This is a genomic window from Candidatus Enterococcus ikei (assembly GCF_017316105.1).
GTDB lineage: Bacteria > Bacillota > Bacilli > Lactobacillales > Enterococcaceae > Enterococcus_L > Enterococcus_L ikei.
In genome coordinates, this window is sequence record NZ_JAFLWD010000021.1 from 57,428 (window position 1) to 68,356 (window position 10,929).

12 protein-coding genes are annotated in these 10,929 nt (G+C 37.6%); 11 read left to right on the plus strand and 1 reads right to left on the minus strand.

Annotated elements, in window-relative coordinates:
- Positions 1-24: 24 nt before the first annotated feature.
- Positions 25-1,368, minus strand: coding sequence for a CitMHS family transporter (locus JZO69_RS09705; RefSeq protein ID WP_207112673.1), 1,344 nt, complete (start codon positions 1,366-1,368; stop codon positions 25-27).
- A 399-nt stretch (positions 1,369-1,767) separates the two neighbouring features.
- Here JZO69_RS09705 and JZO69_RS09710 point away from each other — a divergent pair, with 399 nt between their 5' ends.
- The 11 genes from JZO69_RS09710 to JZO69_RS09755 form a co-directional block, all read left to right on the plus strand.
- A complete protein-coding gene (locus JZO69_RS09710) occupies positions 1,768-2,097 on the plus strand; it encodes a hypothetical protein (RefSeq protein ID WP_010771669.1) in 330 nt (109 codons plus the stop codon).
- 144 nt (positions 2,098-2,241) lie between these two features.
- The gene (locus JZO69_RS09715) at positions 2,242-2,637 is read left to right on the plus strand and encodes an acetyl-CoA carboxylase biotin carboxyl carrier protein subunit (protein WP_207112674.1); all 396 of its coding nucleotides are present in this window, start codon (positions 2,242-2,244) and stop codon (positions 2,635-2,637) included.
- Between the two features lie 42 nt (positions 2,638-2,679).
- Positions 2,680-3,795, plus strand: coding sequence for a sodium ion-translocating decarboxylase subunit beta (locus JZO69_RS09720; protein ID WP_207112675.1), 1,116 nt, complete (start codon positions 2,680-2,682; stop codon positions 3,793-3,795).
- Positions 3,796-3,828: 33 nt separating this feature from the next.
- A complete protein-coding gene (locus JZO69_RS16755) occupies positions 3,829-3,954 on the plus strand; it encodes an OadG-related small transporter subunit (protein WP_010760868.1) in 126 nt (41 codons plus the stop codon).
- A 17-nt stretch (positions 3,955-3,971) separates the two neighbouring features.
- The gene (citC, locus tag JZO69_RS09725) at positions 3,972-4,967 is read left to right on the plus strand and encodes a [citrate (pro-3S)-lyase] ligase (RefSeq protein ID WP_207112676.1); all 996 of its coding nucleotides are present in this window, start codon (positions 3,972-3,974) and stop codon (positions 4,965-4,967) included.
- A 13-nt stretch (positions 4,968-4,980) separates the two neighbouring features.
- A complete protein-coding gene (gene citD, locus JZO69_RS09730) occupies positions 4,981-5,289 on the plus strand; it encodes a citrate lyase acyl carrier protein (RefSeq protein ID WP_207112677.1) in 309 nt (102 codons plus the stop codon).
- Positions 5,277-6,164, plus strand: a complete 888-nt coding sequence (gene citE, locus JZO69_RS09735) for a citrate (pro-3S)-lyase subunit beta (protein ID WP_207112678.1) — start codon at positions 5,277-5,279, stop codon at positions 6,162-6,164. The genes citD and citE overlap by 13 nt, the downstream gene beginning before the upstream one ends.
- Before the next feature lies 1 nt (position 6,165).
- Positions 6,166-7,695 (plus strand): citrate lyase subunit alpha, encoded by a 1,530-nt coding sequence (gene citF / locus JZO69_RS09740; protein WP_207112679.1) that lies wholly within the window; start codon positions 6,166-6,168, stop codon positions 7,693-7,695.
- Complete coding sequence (gene citX / locus JZO69_RS09745) at positions 7,688-8,230, plus strand: citrate lyase holo-[acyl-carrier protein] synthase (protein ID WP_207112680.1); 543 nt, start codon at positions 7,688-7,690, stop codon at positions 8,228-8,230. Before citF ends, citX begins: the two co-directional genes overlap by 8 nt.
- Entirely contained in the window at positions 8,227-9,618 is a 1,392-nt protein-coding gene (locus tag JZO69_RS09750) for an oxaloacetate decarboxylase subunit alpha (protein ID WP_207112681.1), read from the plus strand. The genes citX and JZO69_RS09750 overlap by 4 nt, the downstream gene beginning before the upstream one ends.
- A gap of 342 nt (positions 9,619-9,960) precedes the next feature.
- The coding region (locus JZO69_RS09755) for a hypothetical protein (RefSeq protein ID WP_207112682.1) at positions 9,961-10,929 on the plus strand (969 nt) is incomplete at its 3' end.

A 10,929-nucleotide genomic window follows, 5' to 3' on the forward strand; every position in this document is an offset into this window, starting at 1 on the left:
CCCAACCTCTTCAAGGATTAAGTTTTATTGTGGAATATACAGCGGCATATGACCAGTTAGGACGATTGTTACAACAAAGATAATAAAGATTCCTAACGCCCATTTCGCTGATTCTTTCTGCCATTGCCCCATATCTAGACCTGTTAAACGAAGTAATAGATAAATGAAGGCAACTAATGGACTTAACAAGTGGAATGCTTGTCCCATCAATGAAGCTAATGCCATTTGCATATCGGTAAAGCCGTAAGCACGTCCAGCTTCGGCTAAAACAGGTAACACACCAAAGTAAAAACCATCATTTGAAATAAAGAAGGTACCAGGAGCGGAAATCAACGCAATAACTAAGCCCCAAAAACCAGCCAATTGATTCGGAATGATTTTTGTGAAACTTTGAGCTAATGCATCTGCCATACCAGTTCCTTGGAAAAGTCCCATAAAGACACCTGCCGCAAAAACTAAGATAACCACTTGCACCGCATCGCCGCCATTGGCACCAATTCGTTTAGATTGATCTTTTAAAACAGGGTAATTGACCATCAAGGCAATAACTGTACCTGTTAAGAATAAGAACAATGGTGGTAAGCCAAGCCCAACAAATGAGTCGGTTACTAGTAACGCAATCAATGAAATCGTTAAAATAGCATTGAATAACCAAATTTTAGGTCGACGAATTGCTAAAGTTTCTTCATCTGTAACAGTTGTCATGGCATCGATTTCTTCGTCTGTCAGTTGTTTGATTCCAAGACGAGCACGTTCTTTTCTACCCATCGAAGGTGCAACGATGAAAATGACATAAAGCAAGGCAATGATCATTCCAGGAATTAGATAAGCTAAAATTTCAGCCCCAACATTCAACACACTCATCGCACGAGCAGTCGGTCCACCCCAAGGAAGTAAGTTCATGATCGTGTTTTGCAAAATAACAATAACCGCTAAGTTCATTAATTTCATATCCAATTTTTTATAAATAGGAATAAAAGCAGAACAGCAAATCAAGGTTGTTGTTGTACCATCTCCGTTAAGAGAAACGGCTGCTGCAACAACAGCTGTAGCGATCAAGACTTTCATCGGATCGCCTTTTGCGATGTGAATCATTTTTTTAGTGATTGGGTCAAATAGTCCCGCATCCAACATAATTGAAAAATAAAGAATGGCAAACAATAACATGATACCAGTGGTGGATGTTGTTTTGATTCCTTCCATCACAAAGTCTCCGATAGAGCCTTTCTTAGAAACACCGGCAAACATTGCGACCAGGGCAAAAATCAGTGGAATCAAAACTAAAGCTGTAAACGGTGACATTTTCTTTTTCATGATGACAAACATGAAGACGACGATCATCACATAAGACAAAACAGTTAATAACATTTTTTTCTCTCCTTCAACACTGAATTCGTTTTCCGAAACAATCGGGCGTCTCTTTGTGGTGTTGGGTCTATAGAAAAATAACAGTAAGGTAAAATTAGAAAGCCCTTTCTTGTTTCGTTTAACAAGGCTAAGTTTAATCTAATAAAGTTTAGATAAATAGATGATAAATAGAAAAAGAACACCAAAAAACATGAATGAGAGCGGTTTCTTAAAGAGATATTAATAAGATATTAATAAAACCTTAAATGCTTGTAAACGTTGATATATCAATGTTTTTTAACGGTTTAGAAGTTTTGGGACAAAGAGAAACAGCGAAAGAACAATTTAAGCTTGATGATTTCATTTTATTGTAATCGTTTTTACCTATAATGAATTCATAAACAGAAAGGATGTGAGTTCATGGGTCTATTTGAACGGCTGTTTAATAAAGAAAAAACAGAAATAAAAACGAATGAAGCACCACTTTCTCCTACTATAGAAGAACAGAATGAATGGCAGGAAGTTGTTGGGTACATTCCAGCAGAAAGCAAAGAGTATCAACTTGTTTCGCTGATTGCAACAGCAATTGCTGCTGGAGATCAACCAGAAAGTGAATTTGTTATTAAACGCATTTCAAAAAGAAATCCAGAAGCACAATTAGTTTCTGTGATCGCTACTAGTATTGCATCGGCTGATCACACAGAAAGTCAGTTTGTCATTCGGTCAATCAAGGAGAAAAGAACGACTTAGCTTTTGGATTACTTGATAGCTTCGGTCAGTTTGTTGGAAAAAAGATAAATTATGAAAGAGGAAAAAAGCACCTCAGTCATAATTTCCTATTTTTCAGTCGAGCCCGGACAGCCCATTACACTTTAAATTTTAGGAGGAAGAAAAATGTTACGTAAGTTCAAAATTTCAATTGATGGAAAAGAGTATTTAGTAGAAATGGAAGAAATTGGTGGGGTACCGCAAGCACCAGTTGCAACACCAGCAGCACCGACAGCGCCTGCAGTTGAAGCAGCACCAACACCGACACCAGTCGAGCAAGCAGCTCCTGAAAAAAGTACGCCAGCTGGAAACGATGCAATGCCATCACCTATGCCTGGAACAATCTTGAAGATTTTAGTAAATGTTGGTGATACTGTACAAGAAAATCAACCATTGATGATTCTTGAAGCTATGAAGATGGAAAATGAAATCGTAGCTGGTAAATCTGGCACGGTCACAGGGATTCATGTCCAACAAGGTGATATGGTCAATCCAGGAGAACCGTTAATTACAATCAATTAAATAGAAAAAAGTAGTTTAATTTAAAAAGAGGAAGTGACGTTTGTGGAAACATTAATTGAAGGCGTAGTAGGAATGGGGCAAGAGCCGGGACGTATTGTAATGATGGTCATCGGAGGCATCCTGATGTATTTGGGAATCAAAAAAGAGTACGAACCTACCTTACTTGTTCCAATGGGATTAGGAACGATATTAGTCAATTTTCCTAATTCTGGTGTACTAAGTGCTGGCGGAGAAGCTGGTCCTTTTCAAGTGTTGTTTGATATAGGAATTTCAACAGAGCTATTTCCATTATTACTATTTATCGGAATTGGCGCTATGATCGATTTCGGGCCATTATTACAAAATCCATTTTTATTATTGTTCGGTGCAGCCGCGCAATTTGGGATCTTCTTTACAATTATTGCGGCCGTTTTATTAGGCTTTGATTTAAATGATGCGGCGTCTATCGGGATTATCGGAGCAGCAGATGGTCCAACGTCTATCTTCGTTGCGAACACGTTGAATTCGAAATATATGGGTGCGATTATGGTGGCAGCTTATTCTTATATGGCCTTGGTTCCGATTATTCAACCAGTGGCAATCAAAGCTGTTACAACGAAAAAAGAGCGTAAAATCCGCATGACTTATCGTGCTGGCGAAGTATCACAAACAGCGAAAATTTTATTCCCTGTCGTAATTACAGTTGTAGCTGGCTTGGTAGCACCAGTTTCCCTTCCACTCGTTGGGTTCTTAATGTTTGGGAACTTACTGCGTGAGTGTGGTGTCTTGGATCGTTTATCTGTGACAGCGCAAAATGAGTTAGTAAACATCATCAGTATTGTACTAGGATTGGCAATTTCAGTAAAAATGCAATACGAAGAATTTTTACAAATTGATACGTTAATGGTTATTGGTTTGGGGTTAGTTGCTTTTGTAATGGATTCAGTTGGTGGTGTCTTATTTGCCAAATTATTGAATCTGTTTAGAAAAGAAAAAATCAATCCGATGATCGGTGCAGCAGGAATTTCAGCATTCCCAATGTCTAGTCGAGTGATTCAAAAAATGGCAACAGACGAAGATCCACAGAACTTTATTTTAATGCATGCTGCAGGTGCAAATGTATCTGGACAGATTGCCTCAGTTATTGCGGGCGGCTTATTATTAGCATTACTTGCGTAGCATTTGATAGAAGAAAGAGAAAGGAGCTTGTTTATGTCAGCTGATTTATTAAAATCATTAGAACTATTGGTTTTTGGTTGGGGTGGCGTGTTTGTTGTCATTTTCGTGATTTACTTTGCGTCGTTTATGTTAAATAAATTATTCCCACCGAAAAGCTAGGATGGATGTGTTAAACAATGAACGTCAGAAGAATTTGGCTTGATCGAGATTTTGCAGCAAAACAGCAGTGGTCAGATTTTTTGATTAACGCCGATCTTATACCAGATGACCAGTTAGACTATACGATTGGTATCTATGATCAGGAAAAACTGATTGGAACAGGATCGATTTTTCGAAACATTTTAAAATGTATTGCCATTGATTCTTCCTATCAAAATGAAAATCTGCTTTCTCAAATTATTCAATCTTTACGAGAAAGATTACAGGAAATAGGCTATCAGCATTATTTTTTATATACAAAACCAAAAACTAGTAAGTTGTTTCGCTCTTTAGGTTTTACTGAAATTGCGGTAACAGCTGAACTGGTTTTTATGGAGCAGGGTTTTCCTGATTTTGAAGACTATCTAGTGGAACTTAAAAAGCATGAACGAATGACAAAGCACAATGCAGCAATTGTAATGAATGCAAATCCATTTACGAATGGTCATTTATATTTGGTTACAGAAGCTGCGAAATGTGCAGAAACAGTTTATATTTTTGTTTTATCTGAGGATCGCTCGCTCTTTGATGCAACGACACGTTTTGAACTGGTAAAAGAAGGAACCAGTCATTTATCAAATGTTGTTGTTTTACCAACAAGAGAATATATGGTGTCCAGTGCGACCTTTCCATCTTATTTTTTGAAGGATCAGGCGCAGGCTAGTATTGCTCAAGTTCAGGCTGTTTTGGATGCTACTTTATTTAAAGAAAAGATAGCATCTGCACTGTCAATTTCAACTAGATTTGTTGGAGAAGAGCCATTTTCAGAAGTAACTGAAATTTACAATCAGGCGATGAAAAAGACCTTTGGTTCCGAGCTAAAGCTAGTTATTTTACCAAGAAAGCGAATTGGTGAAGAAGTTGTCAGTGCTACTAGAGTTCGGGGTTTAATGGAACAGGAAGATTATGCAGCGATCCAACCTCTTGTTCCACCAAAAACTTTTGAGGAAATATTGAAACAAAAAAATAAGTAATGAGGTGTACATTTTGGAAATCAAACAAAACGCATCTGCTGGTACAACTGAATCAAGCGATATTATGATTACAATTGGAAAAAACAGTGGACAAGGAATTCTTATTGAACTGGACAGCAGTGTTGAAAAGCAATTTGGACGTCAAATTCGTGAAAAAATACAAGAAACCTTAAATAAGTTGTCTGTTACTGATGCGAAGATTCAGGCAATTGATAAAGGGGCATTGGATTGTACAATTCAAGCTCGAACGGTGGCAGCTGTTTATCGTGCTGCTGGCGAAGAAAATGTAGACTGGCAGGTGTTAAATACATGGAACGCTTAAGAAGAACGATGATGTTTGTGCCTGGAGCGAATGCTTCAATGCTAAGAGACGCGACGTTATATGGTGCTGATTCGTTGATGTTTGACTTAGAAGATGCGGTTTCTTTAAAGGAAAAAGATAGTGCCCGTTTACTTGTTTATAATGCCTTGAGGACCTTTGATTATTCGAGTGTGGAAACTGTTGTACGAATCAATGGACTAGACACAGTCGGCCGTCAGGATGTTGAAGCGATGGTTTTAGCTGGGGTTGATGTCATTCGTTTACCTAAAACAGAAACAGCTCAAGATATTGTTGATGTGGCTGCGGTAATCACAGAAATGGAAACAAAGTATGAAATCACTGTTGGTACAACTAAAATGATGGCAGCAATTGAATCAGCTGAAGGTGTTTTAAATGCTCGCGAAATCGCTCAAGCTAGTGACCGATTAATCGGTATTGCGCTTGGTGCTGAAGATTATGTAACAAATATGAAAACACATCGCTATCCAAATGGACAAGAATTATTTTTTGCCCGTAGTTTTATTCTGCATTCAGCTAGAGCAGCTGGAATTGCGGCAATCGATACCGTCTATTCAGATGTCGATAATACGGAAGGATTTCTTGCAGAAGTTGAGCTGATCAAACAATTAGGTTTTGATGGTAAATCAGTCATCAACCCACGGCAAATTCCATTAGTAAATAGTGTCTATGAACCGACTGAAAAAGAAATCCAAAACGCCAAGGAAGTGATCTGGGGCATTCGTGAAGCAGAAGCGAAAGGTTCAGGCGTGATTTCGGTCAATGGAAAAATGGTGGATAAACCAATTGTTGAACGAGCAGAGCGAGTGATTGCTTTAGCCATTGCAGCAAAATTAATTTCTGAGGAGGAAGTCTAAAATGAAAAATAATGTAGGCAAAGAAATTCCAGATAATTATGCTGAACAATACGGTTTATTTAAAGGTGAGCTAGCGAATATTAATGAATACAAGGAAGCAAGTCGCACGATCAATCCAGTTAGACCAAGAGATACAAAATTATTAGGTAATTTAAGAGAAGCAATTGAAAAAACAGGTTTGAAGGACGGTATGACGATTTCCTTCCATCATCATTTTCGTGAAGGCGATTTTGTTATGAATATGGTTTTAAACGAAATTGCAGCGATGGGAATCAAAAATTTATCGATTGCACCTAGCTCAATCGCAAATGTTCATGAACCATTGATTGATCATATTAAAAATGGTGTGGTGACCAATATTACTTCTAGTGGGTTACGTGATAAAGTCGGCGCTGCTATTTCTGAAGGAATCATGGAAAATCCAGTTGTGATTCGTTCTCATGGAGGACGTGCGAGAGCGATTGCTGCAGGAGATATTCATATTGATGTAGCGTTTCTTGGTGCTCCAAGTTCGGATGCATATGGAAATGTAAATGGAACTAAAGGCAAAGCAACTTGCGGCTCGTTAGGCTATGCGATGATCGATGCGAAATATGCAGATCAAGTAGTGATCATCACGGATAGTTTGATGCCTTATCCAAATACACCAATCAGCATTCCACAAACAGATGTTGACTTTGTTGTAGAAGTTGATGCAATCGGTGATCCTGATGGGATTGCGAAAGGCGCTACGCGTTTTACAAAAAATCCGAAAGAGCTATTGATTGCAGAATATGCGACTAAAGTTATCACGCATTCACCTTATTATAAAAATGGTTTCTCTTTCCAAACAGGAACTGGTGGAGCAGCCTTAGCTGTTTCTAGATTTTTGAAAGAAGCAATGATCAAAGATGGTATCACAGCAAGCTTTGCTTTAGGTGGTATCACAAACGCAATGGTTGAATTATTGGAAGAAGGACTAGTCGAAAAAATCATCGATGTCCAAGATTTTGACCATCCATCTGCTGTTTCATTAGGCAAAAATGACAATCACTACGAAATTGATGCAAATATGTACGCTTCGCCATTAAGCAAGGGTTCTGTGATCAATCAATTAGATACAGCAATCCTTTCCGCACTTGAAATCGATACGAATTTCAATGTCAACGTTATTACGGGATCAGACGGAGTTATTCGTGGAGCATCCGGCGGACATTCGGATACTAGTGCTGCGTGCAAGATGAGTTTGGTGATCGCACCATTGATCAGAGGGAGAATTCCAACGATTGTTGAAGAAGTCAATACAGTCGTAACACCAGGCAGCAGTATTGATGTTGTGGTGACAGAAGTCGGTATAGCCATTAATCCAGAACGCCAAGATTTAATCGAACATTTTAAAGCATTGGATGTTCCACAGTTGACGATGAAAGAACTACAAGAAAAAGCATATAGTATTGTGAGTAAACCAGATGAGATCAAATATGGTGATAAAATCGTTGCATTGATTGAATATCGTGATGGTTCAATTATCGATGTGGTAAAAAATGTCTAAAGCCTATTTAAAGGGAGAAACAGTTACTTTACTAGACATGCTGAATGCTCGGGAAAAACGAGTGGACATGCAGAAAGAACTTTTAAAAAAGCATCCTACATGTGCTTTATTAAGCGCTACGATGAATATTCCAGGACCTATCAAGACCAATGAGCAACTACGACACGCATTTTTAACTGTCATTAAAGAGATCAATTCTCTTTTTCCTCCTGAAAAAATAGTCGCTCGTAAATATCAAGAGTTAAAAACAGGTTCTGAATATTATCTAGCCCTTAATGAAACACCTGAAGCATTGAAAAAACAGCTGATTCAAATCGAAGAAACTCATGATTATGGACGCTTGATGGATTTAGATGTGATTGCCTTAAAGGATCATCAGCTATATTCAATCAGCCGCACGGAATTAAATCATACGCCAAGAACCTGTTTTATCTGCGAAGAAGAAGCAAAAGTCTGCGGTAGACAAAGACGTCATAGTGTAGAAGAAATGCAAGATGCAATCAGTCAACTTATTGAGAAAGGAAGGATGAAATGACAAAAAAAATCCTTTTTACCGAAACCGTGCTACGTGATGGACAACAAAGCCAAATCGCCACACGAATGCCGACAAGTGATATGCTACCGATCATTCAAACCTTGGATGAAGCAGGTTATCACGCCTTAGAAATGTGGGGCGGAGCAACGTTTGACGCCTGTATTCGTTTTTTGAACGAAGATCCTTGGGAACGTTTAAGAACCATTCGCAAAGCAGTGAAAAATACCAAATTACAAATGCTTTTACGAGGTCAAAATTTACTTGGTTATAAAAATTATGCCGATGATGTGGTAGAAGCCTTTGTGCAAAAATCAATCGAAAATGGCATTGATATTATTCGTGTTTTTGATGCGCTAAATGATACAAGAAACTTGCAAACCTCAATTGAAGCAACAAAGAAATTTGGAGGACATTGTCAGCCAGCGATTTCATATACGACGAGTAATTTTCATACGATCGATTATTTTGTTGGTTTGACTACAGAATTAGAAAAAATGGGTGCCGATTCTATTTGTATTAAAGATATGGCAGGAATTCTCACACCTGATGATGCCTATCGTTTAGTAACGGAAATCAAGAATAAAATCCAAGTACCATTAGAAGTTCATACACATGCAACTAGTGGGATTTCTGAAATGACATATTTAAAAGCGATTGAAGCTGGTGCGGACATTATTGATACGGCAATTTCTTCTTTTTCTGGAGGAACGAGTCAGCCAGCCACAGAATCGATGGCGCTTGCGTTAGAAAATTTAGGTTATGATACTCATTTAGACATGAAAAAAGTGGCAGAAGCTGCTGATTATTTTAATCCGATTCGGGATAAATTTAGAGAAGAAGGCTTGTTGAATCCTAAAGTAAAAGATACAGAGCCGAAAACATTGATCTACAAAGTACCTGGGGGCATGTTATCAAATTTATTGAGTCAGCTGACAGAGCAAGGACTAGCAGATAAATACGAAGAAGTGTTAAGAGAAGTACCGAAAGTACGTGCTGATTTAGGCTATCCACCGCTTGTAACACCACTATCTCAAATGGTAGGAACCCAAGCAGTTATGAATGTGATCAGTGGAGAACGTTATAAAATGGTACCAAAAGAAATCAAAGATTACGTCAAAGGTCTATATGGAAAACCGCCTGTGGCAATTTCAGAAGAAATGACGAAATTGATCATTGGGGAAGAAGAAGTGATTACGGTCAGACCAGCTGACTTATTGACGCCGGAACTTCCGCAGTACGAACAAGAAATCGCAAAATATGCAAAATCAACTGAAGATGTGTTGATGTATGCTTTATTCCCGCAACAAGGAAAAGATTTCTTAGGAAGAAGAGAAGATCGATTTTACGATGTTCCTCTGCAAGAAGTAAACGTGTCATTAGATATTTAGAAAGATGAGTTTTAAAGAAAATAACGAATGAATTTATTTCCAGCATTGTCTGTTTGGAAATAAGTTCATTCGTTTTTTATATGAATTCTAAGTAAATTTAATGTTTTCTTATTGTTTTTAATAATAATGAATAAATACATTTTTTAATTACGGATAAGACTATTTCACACTGATAGGTTCAGAGAATTCCATTGTTAATTCTATTTTTAATTATAAATGATTACAGTTAATTAAAGTATGTTTTGTTATTTTATTAGGAATATTTTACCTGCATTGACCGAGCGTATATCTTTTTTTACACTAAGATAGAAATAATTTTTTTAAGAAAAAGGAGATGGGAAAATGGGAAAGAAAAAGAGTTGGGTTCAGTTATTTTTAGTATGGATCATGTTATTTCAATATGGTTCATCGACGATTTATGCGGTAGCGATGGAAGAAAATCAATCGTTAAATCAGACAATGCATGTGATTAAGGCTTCTGAAGAAAAGAATAGCGACAGAAGACAAGTAGAAAATTTGGTAGAGGAATCAGGAATAGAAAAAGATTCTTATACGATTCAAGAACCAATAGCGTTATTTTCGGTGACACAAGAGGGACTGACTGAAGAGCATTATTATCCAGTGCTGAGTCAAAAAAAAATAGCTACACTGATTCGTTATACACCAAAGACAGAAAGTTATGCATTAGAAGCAGAACAAGTAGTCAAAAAACTAGCTGATTATCCAGGGGAGACAAAGAATACTGCGCCCTTAGTTTTATTGGAAGTTGAACAGCAGATAATCGGGAAAGATGAGAAGAGCGTTTATAATTTTTCAACACCTGAAATGTCTGAGAGTGAAACAGAGCAATTGTTTTTACAAGCAGATATATCGAAAATAAATCTGTCGAATACGATGGATTTGTATGAAGAAAAGGAAGAGCAGACGGAGAATTCTAAGGAAGATGCTACTCAAGTAACGGAAGAAACATCTATTCTAGATTCATCTGTGGAAGAAAGTGAAACATCGGCAACAAGGGAGGTATCGGAAGAAAGCTGGACGTCAGAAACTAGTAGCGAAGTAACGCAAGAACAGTCAGTGACTGAAAAGAAAACAGATGATTCAAAAGCGGAAAATAAAAAGACAACTGAAAAAGAAAGTAAGTCTGAATTAAGGAATATGCCACTTCCGTTAGAACCGTCGAGACTAAGACAAAACAATTCAATGTTTGCACAAAGTATACCGCTACAGTTGAATCAATCATCTTCTGGAAATATTTCATTAATTGGTGAGAAAAAATATTACCAATTCAAAGTGCCAGAACGCCAAACA

Bases quoted from the DNA above. Each gene is read 5' to 3' on its own strand.
- JZO69_RS09705 (WP_207112673.1), bottom strand. From the start codon at position 1,368: ATGTTATTAACTGTTTTGTCTTATGTGATGATCGTCGTCTTCATGTTT.
- JZO69_RS09710 (WP_010771669.1), top strand. From the start codon at position 1,768: ATGGGTCTATTTGAACGGCTGTTTAATAAAGAAAAAACAGAAATAAAA.
- JZO69_RS09715 (WP_207112674.1), top strand. From the start codon at position 2,242: ATGTTACGTAAGTTCAAAATTTCAATTGATGGAAAAGAGTATTTAGTA.
- JZO69_RS16755 (WP_010760868.1), top strand. From the start codon at position 3,829: ATGTCAGCTGATTTATTAAAATCATTAGAACTATTGGTTTTTGGTTGG.
- citC (WP_207112676.1), top strand. From the start codon at position 3,972: ATGAACGTCAGAAGAATTTGGCTTGATCGAGATTTTGCAGCAAAACAG.
- citE (WP_207112678.1), top strand. From the start codon at position 5,277: ATGGAACGCTTAAGAAGAACGATGATGTTTGTGCCTGGAGCGAATGCT.
- citF (WP_207112679.1), top strand. From the start codon at position 6,166: ATGAAAAATAATGTAGGCAAAGAAATTCCAGATAATTATGCTGAACAA.
- citX (WP_207112680.1), top strand. From the start codon at position 7,688: ATGTCTAAAGCCTATTTAAAGGGAGAAACAGTTACTTTACTAGACATG.
- JZO69_RS09750 (WP_207112681.1), top strand. From the start codon at position 8,227: ATGACAAAAAAAATCCTTTTTACCGAAACCGTGCTACGTGATGGACAA.